Annotated in this window: 28 protein-coding genes and 1 tRNA gene; 10 read left to right on the top strand and 19 right to left on the bottom strand. The window is 61.9% G+C overall.

Translation table 11 applies throughout. From position 1 onward, the window contains the following. Nucleotides 1-114 precede the first annotated feature (114 nt). A tRNA-Leu gene (locus N511_RS0122515) sits at nt 115-201 on the top strand. Between the two features lie 167 nt (nt 202-368). Then, nucleotides 369-1,373 carry a tyrosine-type recombinase/integrase gene (locus tag N511_RS0122520; protein WP_027681320.1) on the top strand — a complete coding sequence of 335 codons (1,005 nt, stop codon included), beginning with the start codon at nt 369-371 and terminating at the stop codon, nt 1,371-1,373. Here N511_RS0122520 and N511_RS25125 read toward each other — a convergent pair. From N511_RS25125 to N511_RS24460, 9 genes are all read right to left on the bottom strand, one after another. Next, nucleotides 1,370-1,675, bottom strand: coding sequence for a hypothetical protein (locus N511_RS25125; RefSeq protein ID WP_231479664.1), 306 nt, complete (start codon nt 1,673-1,675; stop codon nt 1,370-1,372). The genes N511_RS0122520 and N511_RS25125 overlap by 4 nt on opposite strands. 69 nt (nt 1,676-1,744) lie before the next feature. After that, nucleotides 1,745-4,420: a toprim domain-containing protein gene (locus tag N511_RS0122525; protein ID WP_027681321.1), complete on the bottom strand. Its 2,676-nt coding sequence runs from the start codon at nt 4,418-4,420 to the stop codon at nt 1,745-1,747. Nucleotides 4,421-4,438: 18 nt separating this feature from the next. Continuing rightward, on the bottom strand, nt 4,439-4,645 hold the full coding sequence (locus N511_RS0122530; protein WP_027681322.1) for a hypothetical protein: 207 nt from the start codon (nt 4,643-4,645) through the stop codon (nt 4,439-4,441). Then, nucleotides 4,638-4,880 (bottom strand): hypothetical protein, encoded by a 243-nt coding sequence (locus N511_RS0122535; RefSeq protein WP_027681323.1) that lies wholly within the window; start codon nt 4,878-4,880, stop codon nt 4,638-4,640. The genes N511_RS0122530 and N511_RS0122535 overlap by 8 nt, the downstream gene beginning before the upstream one ends. Next, entirely contained in the window at nt 4,880-5,116 is a 237-nt protein-coding gene (locus tag N511_RS0122540) for a hypothetical protein (RefSeq protein WP_027681324.1), read from the bottom strand. Before N511_RS0122540 ends, N511_RS0122535 begins: the two co-directional genes overlap by 1 nt. Then, the gene (locus N511_RS25315; RefSeq protein ID WP_155954087.1) at nt 5,113-5,277 is read right to left on the bottom strand and encodes a hypothetical protein; all 165 of its coding nucleotides are present in this window, start codon (nt 5,275-5,277) and stop codon (nt 5,113-5,115) included. Before N511_RS25315 ends, N511_RS0122540 begins: the two co-directional genes overlap by 4 nt. A 10-nt stretch (nt 5,278-5,287) precedes the next feature. After that, entirely contained in the window at nt 5,288-5,833 is a 546-nt protein-coding gene (locus N511_RS0122550) for a BRO-N domain-containing protein (RefSeq protein ID WP_027681325.1), read from the bottom strand. 102 nt (nt 5,834-5,935) lie between these two features. Next, nucleotides 5,936-6,184: an ogr/Delta-like zinc finger family protein gene (locus N511_RS0122555; protein WP_027681326.1), complete on the bottom strand. Its 249-nt coding sequence runs from the start codon at nt 6,182-6,184 to the stop codon at nt 5,936-5,938. Then, nucleotides 6,181-6,474: a hypothetical protein gene (locus tag N511_RS24460; RefSeq protein WP_037027206.1), complete on the bottom strand. Its 294-nt coding sequence runs from the start codon at nt 6,472-6,474 to the stop codon at nt 6,181-6,183. The genes N511_RS0122555 and N511_RS24460 overlap by 4 nt, the downstream gene beginning before the upstream one ends. Before the next feature lie 339 nt (nt 6,475-6,813). On the opposite strand from N511_RS24460, the gene N511_RS24470 reads away from it, so the two are divergent. From N511_RS24470 to N511_RS0122590, 6 genes are all read left to right on the top strand, one after another. Next, a complete protein-coding gene (locus tag N511_RS24470) occupies nt 6,814-7,242 on the top strand; it encodes a helix-turn-helix domain-containing protein (RefSeq protein WP_051530979.1) in 429 nt (142 codons plus the stop codon). A gap of 92 nt (nt 7,243-7,334) precedes the next feature. After that, complete coding sequence (locus N511_RS0122570; RefSeq protein ID WP_027681327.1) at nt 7,335-7,787, top strand: hypothetical protein; 453 nt, start codon at nt 7,335-7,337, stop codon at nt 7,785-7,787. A gap of 27 nt (nt 7,788-7,814) precedes the next feature. Then, nucleotides 7,815-8,099, top strand: a complete 285-nt coding sequence (locus N511_RS0122575) for a DUF7660 family protein (protein WP_037027208.1) — start codon at nt 7,815-7,817, stop codon at nt 8,097-8,099. A 426-nt stretch (nt 8,100-8,525) separates the two neighbouring features. After that, nucleotides 8,526-8,870 carry a hypothetical protein gene (locus N511_RS25320; protein ID WP_155954088.1) on the top strand — a complete coding sequence of 115 codons (345 nt, stop codon included), beginning with the start codon at nt 8,526-8,528 and terminating at the stop codon, nt 8,868-8,870. Nucleotides 8,871-8,983: 113 nt separating this feature from the next. Then, nucleotides 8,984-10,057 carry a WYL domain-containing protein gene (locus N511_RS25130; RefSeq protein ID WP_155954089.1) on the top strand — a complete coding sequence of 358 codons (1,074 nt, stop codon included), beginning with the start codon at nt 8,984-8,986 and terminating at the stop codon, nt 10,055-10,057. Nucleotides 10,058-10,205: 148 nt separating this feature from the next. After that, nucleotides 10,206-10,661, top strand: coding sequence for an OB-fold protein (locus N511_RS0122590; protein ID WP_027681331.1), 456 nt, complete (start codon nt 10,206-10,208; stop codon nt 10,659-10,661). 30 nt (nt 10,662-10,691) lie between these two features. On the opposite strand, the gene N511_RS24475 is transcribed toward N511_RS0122590, so the two are convergent. Together N511_RS24475 and N511_RS0122605 are read right to left on the bottom strand one after the other, a co-directional pair. Continuing rightward, complete coding sequence (locus N511_RS24475) at nt 10,692-11,306, bottom strand: hypothetical protein (RefSeq protein WP_051530980.1); 615 nt, start codon at nt 11,304-11,306, stop codon at nt 10,692-10,694. A gap of 571 nt (nt 11,307-11,877) precedes the next feature. Next, complete coding sequence (locus N511_RS0122605; RefSeq protein ID WP_155954090.1) at nt 11,878-12,432, bottom strand: hypothetical protein; 555 nt, start codon at nt 12,430-12,432, stop codon at nt 11,878-11,880. Between the two features lie 368 nt (nt 12,433-12,800). Here N511_RS0122605 and N511_RS0122610 point away from each other — a divergent pair, with 368 nt between their 5' ends. Both N511_RS0122610 and N511_RS0122615 read left to right on the top strand, forming a co-directional pair. Next, nucleotides 12,801-13,283 (top strand): hypothetical protein, encoded by a 483-nt coding sequence (locus N511_RS0122610; protein ID WP_027681334.1) that lies wholly within the window; start codon nt 12,801-12,803, stop codon nt 13,281-13,283. Continuing rightward, nucleotides 13,280-13,765, top strand: coding sequence for a hypothetical protein (locus N511_RS0122615; protein ID WP_027681335.1), 486 nt, complete (start codon nt 13,280-13,282; stop codon nt 13,763-13,765). Before N511_RS0122610 ends, N511_RS0122615 begins: the two co-directional genes overlap by 4 nt. 166 nt (nt 13,766-13,931) lie before the next feature. Here the strand turns inward: N511_RS0122615 and N511_RS0122620 are convergent, their stop codons facing one another. From N511_RS0122620 to N511_RS0122655, 8 genes are all read right to left on the bottom strand, one after another. Next, nucleotides 13,932-15,596, bottom strand: a complete 1,665-nt coding sequence (locus N511_RS0122620) for a hypothetical protein (RefSeq protein WP_027681336.1) — start codon at nt 15,594-15,596, stop codon at nt 13,932-13,934. 103 nt (nt 15,597-15,699) lie between these two features. Further along, the gene (locus N511_RS0122625) at nt 15,700-16,824 is read right to left on the bottom strand and encodes a phage late control D family protein (protein ID WP_027681337.1); all 1,125 of its coding nucleotides are present in this window, start codon (nt 16,822-16,824) and stop codon (nt 15,700-15,702) included. Then, nucleotides 16,821-17,243: a phage tail protein gene (locus tag N511_RS0122630; RefSeq protein ID WP_027681338.1), complete on the bottom strand. Its 423-nt coding sequence runs from the start codon at nt 17,241-17,243 to the stop codon at nt 16,821-16,823. Before N511_RS0122630 ends, N511_RS0122625 begins: the two co-directional genes overlap by 4 nt. A gap of 2 nt (nt 17,244-17,245) precedes the next feature. Further along, nucleotides 17,246-19,885, bottom strand: a complete 2,640-nt coding sequence (locus N511_RS0122635; protein WP_027681339.1) for a phage tail tape measure protein — start codon at nt 19,883-19,885, stop codon at nt 17,246-17,248. Continuing rightward, a complete protein-coding gene (locus N511_RS24480; RefSeq protein WP_037027209.1) occupies nt 19,882-19,983 on the bottom strand; it encodes a GpE family phage tail protein in 102 nt (33 codons plus the stop codon). Before N511_RS24480 ends, N511_RS0122635 begins: the two co-directional genes overlap by 4 nt. Then, nucleotides 19,980-20,306 (bottom strand): phage tail assembly protein, encoded by a 327-nt coding sequence (locus N511_RS24485; RefSeq protein ID WP_051530981.1) that lies wholly within the window; start codon nt 20,304-20,306, stop codon nt 19,980-19,982. Before N511_RS24485 ends, N511_RS24480 begins: the two co-directional genes overlap by 4 nt. Before the next feature lie 54 nt (nt 20,307-20,360). Further along, nucleotides 20,361-20,870, bottom strand: coding sequence for a phage major tail tube protein (locus N511_RS0122650; RefSeq protein WP_027681340.1), 510 nt, complete (start codon nt 20,868-20,870; stop codon nt 20,361-20,363). A 29-nt stretch (nt 20,871-20,899) separates the two neighbouring features. Further along, entirely contained in the window at nt 20,900-22,075 is a 1,176-nt protein-coding gene (locus N511_RS0122655; RefSeq protein WP_027681341.1) for a phage tail sheath protein, read from the bottom strand. Nucleotides 22,076-22,132 lie beyond the last annotated feature (57 nt).

Below are 22,132 nucleotides of genomic sequence, written 5' to 3' on the forward strand. Positions count from 1 at the left end.
TCGAACCCCTACACCACGCCAAATAGCGCAGGGGATGGAAACCCCCGAACGACTGCGATATAATCGCGGGCTTCCTTTCCGGCGCTCCTGCTCAGGGGCGCCGCGATCCATCCGGCGAGGGTGGCGAAATTGGTAGACGCACCAGGTTTAGGTCCTGACGCCAGCAATGGTGTAGGGGTTCGAGTCCCCTCCCTCGCACCACCGACCTCAACTCGAGGTTTCCCCAATCTGTCTCATTTGCCCGCAAAGCCATATCCTGCAAGGGATCACGGCGGATGTGCCGTTTTGTGCGTTTCCGCTTTTTCTCGCTAAAACACACCTTAGAATCCGCCGCTTTCCCCAAAAATTACCCAAGGCTTACCCATCTGATGGCATCAATCCAAAAGACGGTGACGGGGTGGCGGGCGCAGGTGGCCGTGAAGGGCAAGCGCGACAGCCGCACGTTTGATACGAAGGCGCAGGCGCAGGAATGGTCGGCACGCAGGGAGACGGAGCTGCGTTCGATTCAGACCGGCCTGGGAAGTAAGACGCACACAGTCGGCGACGTGCTCGACCGGTATGAGCTTGAGGTCTGTGATTCGCACCGTGGAGCACGGTGGGAAAAGCTGCGACTGGCCTTAATTGGGCGGCAGATCGTGGAGGGCACGCAGTTCCGGCATATCCGCCTGGCTGAACTCAGGTCGAGCCACATCACAGCTTGGCGCAACGTCAGGCTACGAGATATTTCCGGTGCCAGTGTCTCGCGGGAGATGACGCTGCTGTCCAATGCGCTGCGCTATGCGCGTGAGGAGTGGCACTGGCTTGTGACTGACCCGATGACCGGTGTTCGAAGGCCGCCGGATAACCCACCCCGCGAACGGCTGATATCCAGTGCCGAAATCGACGCGCTTCTGATTGCGATGGGGTACGCGGAAGAGCAGCCCGTTATCCGATCAAGCCAGCGCGTGGCGGTGGCGTTTCTGGTGGCAATTGAGACGGCGATGCGGTCAGGGGAACTGCTTGGCCTGACAAGCCGGACGGTGGACTTCGAGCGGCGCGTCGCCTACCTGCCCATGACAAAGAATGGCAACTCCCGCGAGGTGCCGCTTTCCCGGCGAGCGGTTGAGCTTCTGCAGAAGCTGCCAGCGGTCGAGCCCGGCGAGCCAATGTTTGCCCTGGCCGCTGCGAGTCGGGATGCGCTGTTTCGCAAGGCAAAAGAAAAGGCCGGTATTGCCGACCTTACATTTCATGATTCCCGCCACGAGGCCATCACACGCCTTGCTGCAAAGCTCCAGCCGCTGGACCTCGCGCGGATGACGGGGCACACAAACCTCAACGAACTGCTGACGTACTACAACGCCAGCGCCGCCGACATTGCGCGCCGCTTGGGCTAGTTGTGATCCGGATGGCCACCCAGCGCGCGGCCCCGGTGCGACTCCGCCCAGGCGATGACTTCAGCAGCTTTCCAAAGCGGCTGCCCCTTGTTCCCGGTGGTAGTCGGTAGGCGAATTGCAGTCGGAAAGCCGGGTAGGGTTACAACGCGTTCAAGTACGACAGACGGCGCGCGATGCAGGTACGCCGCTACCAGTTTGCAGTTCCAGAGGCGCACATTGAGAGGCACGGTAGGCTGTACACGCTCTGCCACGGCTTCTGCCAGGCGGTCGATCAGATCAACATTGCTCATGGTGTCTTTCATGGGTGGGACTGAGATTGCGGAAAGAGGGCTTGGGCGCGTTTCAGTACGGCTCCGCGCCCCGAGCGGGGATTAGGGGCGGCTGGCTTCAAACACCCAACACTTCACCGTTTCCGGCCGCTTGGGCTGCGTGATGTATTCCCGGTTGAAGTGCGCATTGATCGCGCTGTTGACGGCGCGGATGTCGACAAACTTGCGTTGGCGCGAGGTCTTGAGCACGCGCTTGAGGTCCGCGATCGGGGGCAGTTCGATGCGGCGTTCGCCGGCGACTTGTTCCATGTGCTGCAGGTTGATGGCGATGAGGCCGTCGCCGCGTGCGTGGTTGAGGATCGGGCGGTCGTCGTCGGCGGACTCGATGTACTCGTACACCTCCCAGAACTGCTGCACGTGCTTGTGATCTGCGCTGATCGCCTGCTGGCGCGCTGCGGCCATGCGGCCCAGCTCGTTCAGGGCGGCGGCGTGCTGCTCGTCGGTGAGCGGCAGCACGTGGCGCATGCTGTCGACCATGGCCATGATTTGCGCGTGGTTCTTGGCGATACGCACGGTCTTGATGTCGGGGCGTGCCATCAACGCCTGTTCGTGGACCGACACGCGGGCGGCGAAGGTTTCCAGCACTTTGGACTCGGCCATGACGGTGGCGAGCAGGAATGCGGACACATCCTCTACGGGGATGCGCTCGAGCGCTTCGGCTGCGGCGCGCGTGGCTGAGGTCTGCGCCGAGCGGTCGCAGTAGATGTGGACGATCCGCTGCAGCACGGCGTCGCTGGCGCTGACTTCCGCGTTTTGGCTGATGACGATGGCGCCACGGAAGGGCGGTTCGTACGTCTCGTTGCCACCGTTCTTCATGCCGCGCGCGCGGGTGCTGCGGCCGTTGTAGGCGGTCTTCAGCTCGTCCCAATCGAAGCCGCGTTGCTTGGCACCTTCGTCGCCGCGGTCGCCCTCGATGAGCACGACGGGCAGGTTGGCCACCTGGGCGAAGTTTCGGGCCCGGGCCGCGAGCGATGACTTGCTCGGGTCAAAGCCTTCGTAGTCGCGCCGGCCGCAGAGCTTCCAGAGGAATTCAATGAGCGTCGTTTTGCCGGCGCCGGGCTCGCCCACAAGCTCCAGGAACGGGTAGCTCTTGTGCTCCTGGCGGATCTGTTCTGCGAACAGGCTGCCGAACCAGAACGCCAGCGCGGCCAGGCCCTTGGCGCCGAAGGCCTGCCAGAGCAGCGGCAGCCAGGTCGTCTGCATGCCCTGCACGTCGGTAGAGAGCGACAGCGTTGCGGCTTGGCTGATGGTCTTGATGGAAAGCTTGCCAATGTCGAAGAAGTCTTCGTCGTTCAAACGGAAGAGCTTGCCGCCTTTGACCGCCACGTCGCCGTAGACGTAGCAGCCGTGTTCCTTGGTGTAGCCCACAAAGTCGATGGTCTGCACGGTTGGGATGCGGGCGAGCTGGCGCGCGAGATAGCCGTCGAGCTGGTGACCGCTGCCGGTGTACATGGCGCCCGGCGCAACGCCCAGCAGGCGCTTCTTGAACTCGCTGCTGCTGGCGATTTGCGCGCTGGTGAAGGTGGCCTTGATGGGCTGGCCATCGTGCGGGAAGGCGACGCGGAAGTAGTACCAGGACTCGTCCGTCTGCGGGCTGGCCTGGTAGTAGAGCGCCGTGGGCAGGCAGTTGGCGATGGGCTGCACGACGCCGGCGCGCAGCAGCGCCTGCTCGCGTATCTGCTCGTCGTTCTCGCAGATGTTGGCCTCGCGCACGGCCGTTGTCTCGCGCTGGAAGGCGTCCAGCTCCAGCTTGAACCAGTAGAGGCGGCTGCGGTGCTCGAATGGGAACTGCGCGTCGCCGGTGCGGTTGTACATTAGCCGCGCCTTGTCTGACGGCGTGGGCGCGGTGAACAGGTCGCCCAGGTAGCGGTATTCCTTCAGGTCTTCGGCCGACAGGCGGTCGCGCATGTGCAGCTCGTTCCAGTCGAGCTTTGCCCGGCCGGTCTGCTTGGGCAGCGCGGCGGATGCTGACCAGCCATCGTTCTGCGCGCGCTCGATGTGCTTGAGCGCGTAGCGGCGGCCGGCGGCGTCGTTGTCCAGGGCGAACACCAAGTGCGGGCGCCGGTGGCCACCGGCGGCGCATTGTTCGGCCAACGCGGCCAGTGCGGCGGTCGGGTAGTGCGAGCAGGAGAACGTGGCGACAGCGGCTACGTCGTGATGCAGCAGGGCGATGGCATCAAAGATGCCCTCTACCAGCCACAACTCCTTTGGCTGGGCCGGCAGGGTGGGCGGTTGCCACCAGGTGCCCGCGTATGACCCGCTGAAGGTGGCCTTGCGGTCCCCAAAGCGCTCGGGCTGGTCGATGATGCGTTCCCAGTAGCGGCCTTCGCTCAAAGGGAATCGGACGGTTGCGCTGCCAATCTTCAGCTCGTGGCTGTAGTAGCTCTCTTGCGTGTACCAGCCGGCGATGCGCGCCAGGTCAAAGCCGCGTGCGTCGCGCATGTAGGCATCGGCTGCAGCGTGGGGCGCTTCCGGTGTTTTGACGTAGCGGTCGCTCCAGGAGGCGAAGAGATCGGGGTACAGCTCTTTGGCGTGGAATTCAGCCGCGCAGTTGTTCAGCCGGTTGCAGCGCACGACCCAGGGCGCATCTGCAAAGGCCCACAGCGAGCGCTTGCCGCACGAGGGACACGTGCCGTTCTCCAGCTTGTTCGATCGTTCCTTGAAGCCGTAGTCGTGCACCAGGCGCGACGCAAGGGCGGAGGAGAGGTCGAGGTTCATTGCGATCAGGGGGATGGGTCAATCGTCGACGTCGCCGGCGGCGCGGCGTTTGAGGTCGACGGTGGATCGGTTGGCGCGGCGGCGCTCGCGCACCGTTGCCATCGCCTTTGCGGCGGCGGTGACAGCGGCGCGCAGCGGCGGCGGCATGGCGTCGTAAGGGGTGGTCAGACGCAGGAAGCGGTGCATCCGGCGCACGTCCACATCGGTCACGACCGGCTCAGGCATGGCGGGCGCTCCTGCAGAAGAAGCCGAGCCACACGCCGCGCCCGTAGCAGACGACAAAGAACACCGACGCAGTGAACATGCCGGCCTCGCCCGTGATGTGCGTGAGGTAAAGCCACGCAGGCTGGCCGAGCAGGCCGACGACAGCGCCCCAGCGCTGCGTGCGCGGGCTGTAGTTGAGCAGCGCCACGGAAACGAAAGCCGTGAGCAGCATCCAGAGATTGACGAGGGCGAGCATTACGCGGCCTCCGCAAAGACGCCGTAGGCCATCAGACCCGCGACGACAAACGCGCCGCCGATGCACACCACAGCAAGCCACAGCAGCACCCGAGCAAGCCCGTTGAAGGGCTTCGGCTGCACCGTGTATCCGTTGACGGTCGGGTCGTTCTTGCTGCGCCAGGCGAACAGGAAGCCCACGGTAGCGGCCTGCACGGCGAGGGTAGCGAACATGGCAACGAGCTGCAGGACGTTCATGCGGGCCTCCCGACCAGGCGGGCCGAGCCGGCGCGTGCGGCCAGGCCGAGTGCTTCAGCCGTGCGCAACACGGTCATGAGTGCATCCGTGCTCGATGCGGCGATGGTGTGGAAGGACAGGCGATGGCCGCCGGCGGCGACGCGGACGAGGTAGGTTTTCATGCCGGCCCCCTTAAGCAATGCCCTGCAGGCTGTTCTGGCGCGCCACTGGCGCGAGCACGCCAATGGGCTGCGTTTGCATGCCCAGCAGCCGGGAGACGTGCTGCAAGTTGGCGTACAGCTCAACCGCGAGCGAAGCCGTACGGGCGTTGGCCAGCTCTTTGGCCAGGGTGCCGCGATAGCGCAGCGCTGCCAGCCGCTGCGGCACGGTCATGCGGCCAGTCTCTTGCGGCACCAGGCGGCCTTCCAGCACGTCGAGCACCCAGCGGCGGAACGCCTTGGCGCGCTCGGTGCGCGCCAGCATGCCGAGCAGGTAGCAGCCGCGCGGGCTGAAGATGCGAACTTGCTGACGGCCGCCAGCGGTATCCAGCTCGACGACCTGCGTCATTTCATCTGTGAACTCGTCAGCGCTACGGGCGTACAGGTTCTGGATGTCCGACGTTGGGTTTCGGTAGCCCAAGGCACTTGCAACTTGCAAGCCCCTTAGCCACGGGGTGTTGTGGATGTCGACCACATCGAAGTCGACGTTCTCAAAGGTCAGAACAGCGTTGGTTTGCATACGGGCCTCGAAAAAAATGGGCAAAAAAAGCCCCCCGCACCCCGGACGGGGAGCGTGCCAAAACGGATGCGAGGGGAAGGGGGTAACTGAAGCCGCTGGCGCCTATTCGGGCAGCAGGCTCAATTGGCCGGTGCCGTTGGGCAGCACACGCGTGCGGCCAACGGGCAGGTAGGCCAGCGGGTTGGGGTTGATGCTGGGCGCGATGGTGCTGATGATCGACAAGATGGCCTTGCCGGTATAAGCGCAATGCTCTTCAGGGCAGCGCACGTAAAGCTCGCGCGACGTGAGAGAAACGGCGCGGCTGGTGCGGATATGCAGGCGGGTGCCGCAGTGGGGGCAGAGGTGTTTCATTTCGTGCCCCCTTGCGGGCGACCGCATTCGCCAAGGCCCTCGCGCGCGCACTCGCAGAACATGCCGACCTCGCCCAGCGTGGCAACGGCATCCATGTACTTGCGCGTAACAAGCACGTAGCCGCAGACGCCAACGAGCGTATCCAGCTTGTCGATCAGCACGCCTTGTTCGCCGCTCAGGAAGCGGCTCATGGCGCCTTTGTCCCAGCCCATAGTCTGCTGCACGTCTTGCCGCGATGGGCCAGAGAGCTTGCGCCGCAAGGCGTGTTCGATTCGGTGTTGGGTGTGCATGGTCAATCCTCCACAACGGATGTTGCGTGCCGTTGGGGCACGTCTTGCTTAAGCTTGTTTGGGCTCGGTTGAGCCAGGGCGCTGAGGATCAGGACGCGGCCCATGTTGCCGAGTGACCGGCCTTCAGTGACGGCGCGGGCTTTGAACTTTTCAAGCTCCTCTGGCCGTAGGCGGATATAGATGGGCTTGTCAGTCACGACGCCAATTGGCGCGCGACGTTTCGCGACATTTCCACGGGGCATGGCGGATATACTCGTGAAAGAGAATCTTGCATAACATGAGCATTCTAGTAATCAAACGAATATCCATGAAGTCAATTTGTGTCAAATTGGTCTTCAAATGAATACTCGACAAATAGCCGAAAGACTCCGCGAGGAGCGCAAGCGCCTTGGCCTTACACAAGAGCGGTTTGGGGCGGAGGGAGGCGTCGGAAAACTGGCGCAGCTCAACTACGAAAAGGGCGAGCGTTCGCCGGACGCTGCTTATCTTTCTGCCATCGCGCTAGCTGGCGTTGACGTGTCATACGTGCTCACTGGCGAACGGGGCGGCGCTTTGGCGCCAGACGAAGCCGCGCTGCTCGCCGCGTATCGCGCGCTTGACACTCGTGGCAAAGCGGCCGCTGTTGGCGCAGTCGCAGGGCTGTCGGTGCAGCCGCATCTCGGTGGCACAGGAAATCATTCGCAGGTCGTTGTCGGCGGCTCCCACAACGTCCAGGTGGGCACCGTAAAAAAATCGACCAAGAGAAAGGCAAAGCGCGATGGTGAATAGGCTCTACGATCCGCTCGAAAAGTTGCCGGACACGCTTGCCGAGCTGCAATCAATTGTGGCTGCGTCGCTTCGCGGATAAAGAGGAGAGGGGAATGGAAAAAGCACCGCGCCATAAATGGCCAGTCGCAGTGTTGTACGTCGCGCCGTTGATCTTGTTTGTTGTCGTCCTGTACTTCCCCGCGATGCTGGACAGGCTCGGAGCTTGGCCCAAGCCACCTGCCGAGTGGCAGTTTCGGATGATGAGGCTGTGGTTCTGGATCGCGGGGGGCGCGCCTATTGCCCTTCACATGTGGCTGGCACACGTAATGGGGGCACGCCGCCATCTTTGGCGTTTGCTCGCCATGCTCGTGGTGCTGCACTACGTGCTGACGCTGATACCTGTCACGGTCGCGCTCAGTGCCGGGGGGCAGCTCTCTTTTGGCGGATTGGGCCAGGTGAGTTTGATGCAGGTTGGCCTGCAGGCCATGGTCGCGGTTGCGTGGGCTTTGTTGATCGGGGTGGCGTTGCTGATTGAGCGAGTTGCGCGAGCTGTTGTTCGTCCTTAGTGAAAGCGAGATGGGCTAGCTATCGACATGAACACCACCACTGTCTTTGACGCACTTGAAGCAACTGTCGACGAAGCATCTTTCTTGCAGTTTGTCGATGCGTTGCTGTCTGAGCGGCGACGTGCCGATGGACTGCCCCTCGAGCTAGATGGCTTTCAGGGGGAGTGGGCAAACAATACGGTTTCCGAGTTCCTGAGCGCTGCGAAGGCATGGGCGGAGGATTCTGATTTCGGTGCGCGACCAGGCCCAAAGAGTCTCAACCCTTGGCGGTTGTTTGCTGACTTTCTGTATGCGGGGCGCGGGTACGAGTAGGTTGCTGGAAATCCGCCCTAGAGCCGCAGAAAGAATATGAAATGGACCCCCGCGCCGCAAGGCGATAACCCAGCGCCTCAGTGGCTTAAGACAGCCGTAACACTGGCCTACCGTGCCTCCCTGGTGCTATTGGCCCTCGCTGCGCTGGTATTCCCCGTGATACAACTTTTCAGACTGCCTATTGAACTGGATTCGCTTCGGTTGGCTAGGTTCGGCGTGCTGGATTGCGGCTTCATGGCGGTGGCACATGCATGGCGAATTTGGCTGTTGCGCTTGCCTGTCCCGATCCGCTTCTCAGCGCCCGTGCCGTATGGCTATCCGGGGTGGCGGACCATTCTCCAATCTCAACTTGTTTCCGGGTGCGTGCTTCTCGCGTTTGGTGCGGTGCTCTTTCTCCTATGACCAAAATCCACTAAGGGTGCCGTCTTGCTCACCGTCAATGAACTGATCGACCGCATAGACGAATTCAACGGCAAGCCTGTCGAAGTGATGGGGCTTTTGACGTTCGAGTTTGAGGACACCTCGCTTAACCACTTTCCGAAGTCAGAGCGTCGCGATGTTACGGAAGAGGCAGATTTGCCGTTCTATCGATCAAGTGTATGGCTGGCGTTTGGGGGAGGGAGTATTCGCCCGAATGAACAGGTGCTCACGCAATGGCACGGCAAGCGCGTACGGGTAACTGGAATCGCCTATAGGCCCCACGTCGGCGGATGTGGCCATTTTGGCGGCCGGGGTTGCGAGATTGAACCCTATAGCATTGAGCGCGTTTGAGGTCTACCGGTCTCGTTCCAGCACAGCAATTCTTATAGAGCAGTAGCCGCGCGGGGGGCGCGGTATACGGCCTTCTTATCAATCTGGAAACGGGGTGATTCAGAGGAGCAGACGTGCAGGATGCGTTTGCCAGCTTTGGCGTTTTCGTCGGCTATGTTTGGCTGACTGTTTGCGGATGGATTGACTTGGTGCGTGGTCACGTTGCCCGAGGTGGGCCACCGTGGCGCGGACACCTAATTGCGCTTTTTGCCGCGCATGTTCCCGGCTTCATGTTTATCTGTGCGGCGGTAGCTTCAAGCGCCGATGATCTGGGCGCTGGCGGTAAGTTGCTAATGTGGCTATGCACCTTCGGAGCTTGTTGGGCATATCACCGATATGGCCAGGGAGAGACGAAGGCTCCAGGACCGGCGATTCAGCCAGTTTTGCGACCCGTTTCAGGGCCATTGCGCGAGCGGCTCGGTGCGTGGTGTCGGGAGCTCAATTACGTGCCCGGCGACGTGCGTCAGATGTCGCCGTCTAGCCTTCCGACCAGCGCAAGTGCAACTGGCACGAAAGCGAGTGGTGCGCCGACCATTCAGTCTGATTCGGTTCAGCCGCCGAGACGGGCTACGCCGGCAGCAAAGTCGAAGGGCAGGGAACCGGAGATCTACCTGTCGGCAACTGTCGAACCGATCCAACTGCCCGACACAATTTCATTCCGGTATCGCAAGGCCGATGGAACGGAGCAGAGACGCACGGTGACAGCGTTTCAGGTGGTGGACATAAAGGGCAGGCCATACATGGACGCGCACGACCATGATCGGAAGGCGACGCGCTCTTTCCTGATCCACCGCATTGTTGGCTCGGTTACCCGCTCAGAGACGGGGGAAGTCATGAGCGCAACCTCTTGGCTTTCCGCTGTAGCGATGTCGCCGGATTCGACCAAGCGGAAGGAAAGAGGCCGGCGCAAAGCAGAGGCATGGGATTGGCAGACAGCGGTGGTATTCGCCGGCCTGCACCCCACTCGACGCGACGCCTTGGAGGCGCGCGCGTTGGATGTCGGCTGGGATGTGCGAGAGAGAATCACTAGGACCGTGACCTATGTGGTTGCCGGGCCGTTGGTGGGACACAAGCAGCTTGCTCAGGCCGAGGCGCTGGGGATTCCTGTAATGAATGAGGACGAAGCGATCGCGCTCATGATGCAGTAGCCGCAGGGCGATGAGGCCCGGCGAGCTTAGTCACCATAGGCGACAGCGTGCGTTCTGAAGCATTCCAATAGAGCAGTAGCCGCGCGGGGGCGCGGCATACAGCCTTTTTATCAATCCACACAGACGGGAAGGTAGAAAGGAGCAGTAAATGAAAGTAGTGAAGTGGCTGTTTGGCCTGGCGATTGCCGCCATCGTGATTGGCATTCTCAGTGACCTGACTGACCCGAAACCGAAGTCGACGAGCGCATCCACACCGGGCAGCGCGATAGAGACAGCAGAAGCGGCCGAGCCACCGTTGCCAGTCAAGGCAGATGCGCTGTTCCGCGCATATGACGAGAACGAGGTGGCCGCCGATCAGAAGTACAAAGGCGAGAGCCTACTGGTGACCGGCACGGTGCAGAGCATCGACAAGGACTTCACAGACAGCATCGTGGTGAAGCTCGCGTCTGGCAACCCGTTCATGGCGGTGCATGCGTATCTGGACGATCAGCATGCGGCCATGGTGGCTTCGCTGAAGAAGGGGACGAAGGTGGCTTGGGTGTGCCAAGGGGATGGGCGGATTGTGGGCAGCCCGATGTTGAAGGGGTGCGGGCCGAAGGGGTAGAGAGTACGAGTCCCCGCATCAGTTGCGGGGCTATTCCTTAGACCGCTTGCGCAAATAGATGCTCATCTGCTCCTGGTTGACAGGCATGGTGCGCGAGAACGCTGAAGGGTCGTCGCAGACCTCTTTGTATGGGCTGCTACCGGAATTGGTCGTAGGCCAGGCACACATCGAAGTGCCTGCACCTCCCCAACCCATCAGGGGCTCGAATATGGTCACGCTGGCAACAGAGGGGCCGCCAAAACAGTCATCGCCGAAGGTCACATCCTTAAGGATTTCCTCGTCATCCCTGGTGAGGTTCAATTTGATTGACGGTTGCTCGCCGCACATCCCGGGGGAGTAAGGGTCTTGTTGTTTCGTTGTGAGACGGTATACGGCGTCTCCTACTTTGCACTCGTAGTGGAGATCCGAGGGTACGTAAAAGCCATGTTGTCTCCAGATGGCCTTCCGCTCTTCCATGCGCTTGTCGTCGTATTGAGCGTCGGACCAAGCGCTGCTGCCGTCGAGTCCAACCCATTCGAAGCGGAAGAAGCGTGCATCCGGGTTGCATGAAATTCTGACGAAGTCTTGTGTCCAGTCTGCCATTGCTGGTTTGGCGGACAGCGTGAGCAAGATGGCCAGGAGGGCAACACGTGCGAACTGTGACATAGCACTGGTCGTCGTTATAAATCAGGGGTGGGGCGCTGCTTCGCAACGCATCGCGGGGAGGCGGGGCTGGGCAGCCTGCATCTTCAACACGGCATCATTCGGAAACCAATTATCTTCACGCAATGGCTGTGTAACGTGCCAAACGATGGTGTCTCCATCCCTGATCAACGTTGCTTGGCCCATTTCGCCTGTACGCGCGCTTTTGAAGGTCAGGGTCACCACGTTTCCCGTGGCAGTGCCTATCACTGACGGCCCCGGTCCGGCGAGGTCTCCTTCGTCGACCCTGTTGCCAAGCTGACCCGTCGCGAGGTGGTACCCGCAGACTCGTCGCCCTTGCTGCAAGAGGCTCAAACGGAATTCGTCGCGCGAGCCTTGCTTGCAGCGGTCCGCGTACGCGCCGGTAGCGGTTTCGCAGGAGTAGGTGAACGCCCATTCGCCGTCAAATGGTGCCGGCGCATTCTGGCCCCACACAGGTGCCGTAGCGAATAGCGTCCCGACAAGGGCTGGTAGAAGCTTGGTGCCAGGCATCGTCGCTGCTGCTCCTGTTGTTGGTTTCTCACCCTACGGCCGGCTACGCTGTATGGACCTGCGCCCAATAATCTCGCCAGTCTGCCACGGTGACCCAGAGTGCTGCTCGCAGTTGCGCGTCTGTCATTGAGCCCAAGCAAGAAGCACCATACCGGCGCTCGCACAGTTCCATTGTGGCGGCCCGCAACCCACCCCGAATACCCCACATCCGCATGATCTCCCGAATCATGCCGGTACGCGGAAGGTTGTCACCACGGGCGCAGGCTAACCAGCCGTCCAGGTAAGACCGAGCCGCCCAAAACTGCTCGTGCGACAACTCGGTGTTGTCTCGCACTTCCTCCAGGCCTCGCCCGTTGAGGTGGTTGCAAAGGGCCTTCCAAACGGTGCCGGCGTCTATGGCACCTTCCTCTGCCAATTCGATCTGCAATGCGATGTGAGTGAGTTCTGCCCGCTGCTCGATGGTCATGCGTTCTTTGGCTGGCGCCGGCGGAGTGGAGCAGCGTGGGCGGGCGGCCGACCCGCATAGGATGACCTGGCCGATTTGCACGTTGCCATTGCCGGCGGAAATGCTCTGCTTGATGTTCGTCTTGTTGCTCACTTACGTATCTCCCACAGCGGCGCGGGGCCGCGTGGGGAGGCTACGGCGGGGTGGCGGGGCTGTGGGTTAACGAGTGTGGCAACGCGTTTGACGTTGAGCTTAGTGCGGGGGTTGGCGAAGTTGAAGGGCGGGGGAGGTGGTGTAACGATGGTTTGCGATTGAGTGAGCCGTTTTGCTGGACGTGAAAGTAGGTGTGTACGCAGATGTCGAGCTTATAGGGCCTTGGAGGCGCGTTCGACGGACGAGCGGCGTGGGAGCCGTTACTGTGTGCTGCCTCGAAGGGAAACGACCTCTGAAGGGCCGGAAGAGGTTAGCAGCGACTGTTACTATCTTGCTCGTCTGTCTCACAACCTGCGCATACAGTCCCAATGGCGACCTTCCACAAAAGCGACATCGCGCGATCTCAGCTAGAGACCGCTGTGGACATTTTTTTTCGCCGCCTTAGCTTCCATTCCGTGATCACCCTTGCAGGAGCAGCCAGTGGGATTCTGAGTGGTCTCGTACACGCTGCGGGCAAGGAGACGTTCGTGGACTATGCGCGGCGCGTTCACGAAGGCATGCGGGGGTTCACCCCTAAGCGGAGCTCATACGCCCACCATATTGAGCAATTTCTTGGGATCTCCGCACACAAGCATCTATCTGAGAGCGACACGGAGACCATCGAGCTGGACTTGGAAGAGCTGGCGTCGGACGCGCTGGCTAGAGCGATCGCGGATTATGTGACGCTGTATGGACAGAGCGAACCCTTCGTGAGGGCGTATCTTCAGTGGGCGTGGGAGACAAAAGATGGCCCCGGACTGATGACTCGGTATGAAGCCGTACCGGCGGGCATGAGGCCCAAGTCAGAATGACTACCAGGACCTACACTCGGCTCGAACTGGCGGCAGATCAGCTCTATGCGGCGGTCTGCCTCTTCGTCGCTGGCCGCGATCGTTTCTCGGTGATCACTCTAGCAGGGGCGGCGGACGTGATTCTTTCCCGTCTCGTCCTCAACACGGGGCGAGAAAACTTCACCGACTCCATCATTCAAATGGAAGTCGAGAAGGGGGAGCCCAAGCGGACGCGGGAAGATGCAGGCAAAGCAGTTAACGACATGCTGCTTATCAACGCATTGAAACACTTCGATCCGGGCGAGGACGGTGTCGTAACAGTGGACGATCTGGAGGAATGCGCGTTTGCCGCGGTCCTCAAGGGGATCGCCAATTACGTCATGCTGGCCGGTCCAAATGAAGACTGGGTAAAGGCGTTCTTACTGTGGGTGAAGCAGAACATGGATCCGAACAAATACAACGTCAATTGTGATCCAAACTGGCAGCCCCCAAAGCGGGCTTAACAACCTCAGCCGTCGAAGGCCGGCGCGGCCGGCAAGCATAGTGCGGGGGTGGTTGACCTTGAAGGGTGGGGGAGGTGGTGTAACGATGAATTGCGACTACCCGGCCACGAGGGGCCGCCGGGGGCCGGACTCATCAGCCTATGCATTCGTGTGTTCGGAGATTATCTCAGATCAGGGCATTCCGAAGCTCCTCAGCAGAGGCGCATGCGTGCCATCCAAATATGGACTTCTGGAGGGTGGCTGCCGTATTCGAGTAGGCGACGAATGGCGTGCATACCACTCCGTGTATTTCGCGGTACCCGGAAAAATCGAAGTTGTCCCCCCTTGGGTTGTTGCGGATGTCCTCAATCTTGGCGTTCCAATCGGCAACGGCCTTGTCAATGGTTGACTGAAGGTTCTTCACCACCCGGAATACGCCTTTGTCATAGTCGCCGTCGTAAACGAGGCTCTTGCACGAAACCAGCAGCAGTTGGCCATCCCGGCAGCCGATGGCGTCGACATCAGTGATGTTGTCTCCATTACGCCTTAGCTGCCTTCGGCGCTGTTGCTTAAGCGCATCCGGCGGCATCCACGAGCTTGCATCGATCATCTCTTGGCACTCATCCTCGAAGATGCCCGCTCGCACGTTCCCTATGGTCGGGTCTCTATCAATTTGCTGCCTAGCAAGTAAGGAATTGGTCGCTGCTGAAAAATCTATGAGCGTAATGTCCCCCAGCTTTCGCAGGACGCCTCCCGATTTCAGAGGCCATAGGGTTGGTTCAACAGAGTTAAGGCTGTTGATCCAGTCGTCGTACTTGCCGGGCCAGGCAATCTCAGCGTAACGCTGTGAGAGCTGCCCAGCGACATGCTCTAAGTTCTTATCTGCCCATGCGCGAAGCTGCGCATCCATAGTTAGAAAGTACCCACGTTGCTGAACGGTCGAAAACGCCCACGGGAATTCAACGAAAAGTGAGGGCAGCAAGATCAGGAGCTGCACCAATGCAGACAGTTGTTGCACATAGGCGGGAGTTGGTCCGTGTCCTGCTAAAAACGGGCGGATGATACGGTCGACACTTGCGGATTGAAGAATAAACCGCGTCGAGACAAGCCCGGCTACAAGCTGTCCTTCATGTGGAAAAATTGTTGGGGCGTCTATCTTGTCGCCATGGAAGGCGAACACAAGGTGCGCTCGAGCTATGTCCGGCTCAGTGAAATGTTCCGGATCCGGGAAGTCAGTATTTCCTTCAGCGATCCCAAGGCGACCACCATTGTGTTGTCTCGCTGCGTCATGCCGCTCGTCATAGAGATTAATGGCGGCCTCTGTTGCAGCATCAGTATGAGCACGTACTTCCTTTGAATTGACCGTCAGTCTTGATCCCTTTCCAACCCGCCGATATGCAATGTGAAGCTGCGAGAGCAGCTTGATCCTTCCGATGAACCTTGCGAGGTGTCTTGCAACTGACTCATCGCATTTGAACGCGAGTGGACTGCCCGAGGGGCTGGCGCCAGCTTGCGGGCAGTACCAAGATAGCGACTCCGCTAATGCGAGGTCGTACGCAAGCGTCGTATGGTAACTACCCATCAAGGGAAACTCAGGCATTCGACGGATGTACCAGAGCCATTGCACGGCGCCGTATGCCTGCTGTTTCTTAATGATGGCGGTTTGCGCTAGAGGAATCAGCCCCTCAAGGAAGGTCGCTGCCAATTCACCTTCCATCTCCTCGGCAGGGGGCGGAGCTTCCTTCAGTATTTCGGCAAGCAACTCGTCACTGGCACTGAAGGCCAAGGATGCGAACTTGATGTCCGAGAAGTGGTGTTCAAGCTTGGTGGCAGCCGAATCAGTAAGACGCATGAGAAAAATCCAACCGAAAGTTGGATTTCATTATCGACTCGTATGCAGAAGTGGAGAATCCCCCACTGCAGGTGGTGTCCAAGCATTGAGCAAACTAAAACGGTTAATACTTTGTTCCTCGATGGTCAACTAGATCCGATGGAAACGTCTGAAGTTCGATGGTTGTCATGAAGCCGGCGTCATTCAAGCTGTGAACGACACGTCCGACAGACCAACCCGTCCCATCAATCTGCGGCTTCCATCCGCTGACCTGCGCATGCAGCGAGGGAAACAACTCCGCCCGCCCACGTGCCAGCGTGATGTTGAACGTCGCCACCCCGCGCTGAATCTTCTGCCACTCTGCACGCGCGGCGCGCTCTGCGTTGAACCGTGACGCGTACGTGTGCCGCAGCACCTTCACGTTGTCCGGGTTCGGGCTGGCCTGCACCATCTCCGGCTTCTTCTTTTTCTTTTTCCCTTTGGCGGTCCGCTGCTCCTTGGTCGCCACGGCGTTGGAAGCGTCGATGACCACCTCGCCGCGCACACCGGCGCGCGTGTCCTGGTAGTGCGCCTTCACGCCGTTGTAGTTCTCCCGATCGGCAACGCTGAAGGTGTGGGTGTCGCCGGATGCGCGGGTGATGCTGACGGTGGGCAGCGGCAGGCCCGATCCGCTGGTCGGCTCGCCGGCGGGAATGAACAGCAGCGTGCCGTTCTTGACGGTGGCAATGGCGTCGAACTCTTTCGCCAGGCGCGAGAGGAAGTTCGCATCTGACTCGCCGGTCTGGTCGACGTGGGTGATGACCTGGCCGGCCAGCTTCTTGCCGACCAACCAGGTGAACGTGTTGCGCAGGGCGATGGCCTGGACGACTTCAGCGACGGTCTTGCCGGCGTAGGAGTCTTCGCGGCGGGTGGTGAGGCCGCCGTCCATGTCGGCGCTGCGGGCGCGGATGACCAGGCGATCCGGCGGGCCGGTGTGCTCCAGCTCGTCGACCTTGTAGGTGCCTTTGTCGACCAGGCCGGTGCCTTCCCACCCGAGCGAGAGCGACAGGCGTACCCCTTTCTCGGGCAGGTCGAGCTTGCCGTCGCTGTCGTCCAGCTCGATGTCGAGCTGGTCCGCCTCGAAGCCGCTGTTGTCGGTGAGCGTGAGCCCGATGAGCCGGCCCTGGAAGCGGCCGGTGATGTCTTTGTCGCCCACCTTGATGCGGTAGGCGGGGCGCGGTGACAGGTCGGCAGCGGTGTTGTCCGTCATTGCAGCAGGCCGGTTGCAACGCTGGCGACCTGGGAAAGCAGGCCATCATCCACGCGAGTCAGCTTGAGGGTGAAGTCGCACGCGCGGGCGGCGCCATCCTGGAAGAAGTAGGTACGGGTGGTGTCCAGGCCGTTGATGACGAACTGGCCGTAGTAGTGGCCGGTGCCCTCGATGAGGGTGTAGGCGTCGCCACTGTCGGCCATCAGCTCCAGGGCAGAGAGGGTCCATTCGCCGCCCGTCAGCTCCGGCAGCAGCTTGCCGGATAGGGTGATGGTTTCTTCGTCTGGCCCGAGAAATTGGTACGACGGCCGGCGGCCGACGCGGTTGTTGCTCGGATGGCGCCAGCCGACCTGGCGTTGGAATTCAGAGTAGGGCGCCGTGTCCAGGCTGAACACGAACAGGCCCAAGGCCATCATCATGGTCAGTCCCTGTCTGCGAGGCGCGAGCGCTGACGGGCGGCTCGCTGGTTTTCGATCTGGCGCAGCTCGTCGCGCACCAGGCGGGCGATGGCCTGCGGGTCTGCGCCGGCGGGCGGGTGGATGTGGATGGTGATGGGCGCGGCTGCAGCAGCCGGCGCCGCGGCTACCGCGCTGGTGGTGAGCGGCGGGCGCGTGTCAAAAGAAATGGGTGCGGCCACCGCTGCCGTGCTGCCGATGGCGATGCCGGCGCCGATGCCGGTCAGCTTGGTGGCCAGGCTGTGCACCGCCTGCAGGGGCGCGTTCTGGCCGTCTTCCAGGCCTTGGGCGAGGCCTGCCATGGTGAAGCCGCCCAGTATGGCGAACACGCGGCTGGGGCTGTGAATGCCGAGCTTTTCCTTGAACCACGTTGCAACGCCGTCCGCCAGCTCGCCCACCTTCTGCTTGAGCGCGGCCCATCGCTCGGAGATGCCGGAGAGCAACCCGTCGACCATGGCGCGGCCGGCGTCGAGCAGCTTGTCTTTGGTGGAGGTGAACCAGTCGGCAATGCCGCTGGCCTTCTCTTTGATCCAGTCCCACGCGCGGCCGAAGGCGTCTTTGATGCCTTGCCAGAGGGCGGCGAGCTTGGGGCCGAGGGTCTCCCAGTTCTGCCAGATGTAGATGGCGCCGGCGGCGATCAGGGCGATGACCGCCAGGAGCGGGTTGGCGAGCGCCAGGCGGGCGACCCACATCAGTGCCTTGGCGAGGCCGCCCGCGCACTTCATGAGCAGGTTGAAGGCGCCGGCAAACAGACGCATGACGATGGAGCCACCCTTTGCGCCGCCGGTGAGCGCGGCCATGATCGTCCGCAGCTTGGCGAGGGGCCACAGCACGGATGCAATGGTGAGCAGGATCGGGCCAATGGTGAGGAGGGTTGCCGCCAGCACACCGACGCCCACCGCCATGGCCTTCGCCACGCCCGGGTTCTCCTGCATGAACTTCGTCACGCGGTCGGCGGCATCGGCGACCCATTCCAGCGCACGCGCGTAGAGCGGCATGACCTTGTCGCCAATCTCCTTCTGCAGGTCGTGCACCTTGGCGAGCATTTCCAGCTCTTTGCCCTGCGGCAGGCGCTTGGCTGCGGTGTCGAGCTGGTCGATGCCGGCGGCGCCCTTGTTGAGGCGCATGTTCTTGTGGATCTGATCGCGCTGCAGATACATCTGCGACATCAGGTTTGACGCCGTGCGGTTGGAGAAGATGCTGCCGATGGCGTCCAGCACCTGGTCTTTCTCGGTGATGCCCTTTTCCTTGAGGGTAGGGAGCAGCACCTGCTCCAGCCAGGCGAATTGATCCTTGCGGAAGATATCGGCGCCCTTGAGCGCGCCGGGGTCCATAAATGAGACTTGGCCGGCCTTGTCTTCCTTGACCTTGCTGCGGTCTGCAATGAGGCCGAAGCGGTCCAGGTTGCCGAGCGTGCGTTTGGTGGTCTTGCCTTGGTAGAGGTTTTGGTACGCGCTCATCATGGCGGTGCCGACGGTGTTGCCGCCCATTTCCTGCACCAGCGGTTCCAGGGTGTAGTAGAAGGCTTCGCTCTCCATGCCCTTGGCGGCTAGGCCGCCGCGCTTGATGACGTTGAGCCATTCATCGGCCTGCACGCGGCCGCCGGTGGCGGTGATGACGCGTTGAACCATATCCGCCTGGTTGCGGAATTCCGCCTCGCTGGCCAGGCCGCCGCGCAGCTCGATGACCTTGAGCAGGTCCATGAACATGCGTTCGTTGTCTGCCCCCTGCGCTTGGCCGAAGACGGCCTTGTTGGCGAACTTCATTTTGGCGAGGGTGGGCAGCACCATTTCTGCATGGTGCGCATCGGCAAACGTGCTCAGGGCGTCGCGCATCAGCTCGGCCTTGTCGACCTGGCTGACGCCGTAGGCCTTCATCTGCTTGGCGAACTCGATGGATTCCTTGGTAGCGGCGTCGCCCAGGCCGAGCGCGCCCATGCGGGTCTTTTCCAGCTCGTAGTGCTTGGCTTCGCCGAGGCCTTTCCAGATGGGGGCGGCGGTGGCGGCGCCCGTAACGGACGCGCCGGCGCCGGCGGCGGCCAAGTTGCCGGCGTGCGTGCGCATGCGCTCGGCCGCTTGCTGACTGGCGGCCATTGCCCGCGCCCGCGCGTTGTGGGTCTTCAACTGTGCGTCCTGCTTGGCAAGCGCCTGTGTCGCTGCCGTCGTGGCCCGCTGTAGGTGCTCCTGGTACTGCGCCATCGTCATGGAGCCACGACCGGCCTGCTGAAGCTTCTGGCGCACCTCCGCGAGCTGCGTCTGCTGCGTGCGAAACTTGTTGGTCAGCCTTTCCGCCGTGGCAGAAGCACGCTTGAAGTTCTCCGCGAGCTGCCCGCTTGGCGCCTTGGCGTTCTTCAGCGCCTGCTCCAACCGCTCCACGCGCTCGCGCGCCTTGCGCATCTCGCCCACGGTTTCGCGGATGCTGCCGCGCAGCCCATCAAACTGACCTGTCAGACCCTTGGCGCGCTCCAGCGCTTTGAGCTGGTCGCGCGTTGCCTTGACTGTGCGGGCCAGGTCTTTGTTGGTGTTCAGCAGGCGTTGAAGCGGCCGCGTGGCCTTGTCGACAGCCTGCAGCACAACCTCCAGGCGCAGGCGGCGGGCGTCGCTCATTCCTGCGCCTCGCTGCGCTCACGGGCGCGCTCCCGCCATTCCATCAGCTCGGTAATGCTCATCGCGTACAGCTCCTCCAGGCGGAAGCCAAAGATCACTGCAACGTCTGCGGCGGCGTTTTCGACTCGGTCAGGAAGGCGTCCTCCCGATCCTGCTTCGAGAGCAAAAAACCGGTCACTTCAGTGGCGATCTTGACCATGTCGGCCAAGTCGAGCTTGCTCACGTCTGCGGTGGTGAGGGTGGGCGCGGTGATGCGCGGTAGGACGGTATGCAGGGCGGAGACGTCCATGCGCATGAGGTCCATGAGGCTGACGCCGCGTAGCTCGCCGCTGCCGGGCTTGCGCAGTGTCAGCACGCTGATGACCTGGTCGCCGCGCTTGATGGGGGTGTCGAGGGTGATGTTGCTGGTGAGTTGGTCCATTGTGGTCAGGGCTCAGAAAGTGGAGGGGATGCCGGGTGGCGGTGTAGTCGCCGATTAGAGGCCGATGGCCTTGCGCTGCTCGGCCAGGCGGTCGACGCCGAACACACGCTCGATGAAGTTGACGTGGTCGATTTCGATCCAGTCTTCGCCGTTGACGGTGAGCTTGTAGTACGAGAGCGACGACTTCACCTTGAAGGGTTCTTTGCCGCCAGCCTTGGCGTTGCCGAATTCAAGTTCGGTATGGCGGCCGCGCACGGTGATTTCCACGGCATCAACGGCGCCGGTGTCTTCGGACTGATAGGCGCCGGCAAAGCGCACGAGGGCGCCGTCCACGGTGGTGGTGCCGTACTGCTTGAGGATGTCGCGCATCAGGCCACCGTAAGTGGTTTCCAGCTCCAGCTTTTCATTGCCGAGGTCGACATCGATCGGGCCGTTCATGCCGCCGGCGCGGTATTCCTCCAGCTTGCGGGTGAGCTTGGGCAGGGTGATCTCTTCCACCTCGCCAGCGTGCGAGTTGCCGTCAGCAAAGACGTTGAAGTGTTTGAGGATGCGAGGGAGTGCCATCGTGGTTCCTTATCAGTTTTGTGCGCCGCTCAGGCCGCGCTGACGGCGTCGGCGAACTGCATGAGGTAGCGGTCTGTGATGCGCTGGCGGAAGGTGAGGTCTTCCAGCGGAGGGACGGGCGTGTAGTCGTAGTCGATGGCGAGCTGGCCAGCTTTGAGCGTGTCTTTGCCGTTGGCGGCGGGGTCGAACCACGCTGTGCCACCGAGCAGGTAGCCGTTACGCACCAGGCTGCGCAGCTTGGCGTTGACGCCGGCTAGGATGTCGCGCACCAGAGATGGCGTCATGGGCAGGTCGTTCGCCCACATGTGCGCTTCGGCCATGGTGTCGGCCAGCACCTGAGCGGTGCGGGTGTAGTTCTCAAAGGCGAAGAGCTTGTCGGCGCTGCAGGTGCGTGAGCCCCAGAAGCGGAAGCCGTTCTGGTGGACGAGCGTGGTGACGTCGTGCGAGTTGAGGTAGCCGGCGTCGGTGGCCGGATTCTGCAGATCCCAGTACACGTCACGCGAGAGCCCCGTGACGCCATTGACGGGCACGTTGGAGAGCGTCTTGTGCCAACCGGTCTCGTTGTCGATTTTGGCGCGCAGGCCGACGGCGCGGGCCGTGGCCCATAGGGTGCGCTCGGCGTTGGCGGCGCTGTCCCAGCCCACAAAGTCGGGCCAGAGCACCATCAGCTCCCGCGCGCCGAAGTTCTGGCGGTAGGCGACGACGTCTTCCTTGGTGTTGCAGCCGGCGGCGCTGACGTAGGCAAAGGCGCGCAGCTTTTGCGCGATGCTGGCCAGCTCGGATGCCACGGGCAGGGAGTCGAGCCCAGGCGCTGCCAGGATGCGCGGCGTGACGCCGAAGCGGTTGCGGGCGGCGAGCAATGCTTTCATGCCGGTGTAGCGGCCCTGGTCGTTGGTGGTGCCGATCAGGTTGCTGGTGGTTTCGCCTTCGGCCTTGCCTTCAGCCACGCGCACGACAACGGTCAGCGGGCTGGTTTGGTCTGCGATGGCCTGCAGCGTGCGGGCGAGCGTGCCCTTGTCGCCGGCCTTGCCGATGGCGCCTTGCACGTCGGTGAGCAACACGGGGGTGTCGAGCGGGAAGGCGGCCGCATCCGCGTCGCTGGCCGTGCACACCACGCCGGCGACGGCGGTTTCAATGGTGCGGATGGGGCGTGTGCCTTCGTTGATTTCGATGACACGGACGCCGTGGTGGTAGTCGGTGGGCATGCATTCCTCCGGGGTGAGCCGACGTTGGATCAGACCCGGCAAGGATGCGGCGCGCGC

It is taken from the genome of Ralstonia sp. UNC404CL21Col (assembly GCF_000620465.1).
Classification (GTDB): domain Bacteria; phylum Pseudomonadota; class Gammaproteobacteria; order Burkholderiales; family Burkholderiaceae; genus Ralstonia; species Ralstonia flatus.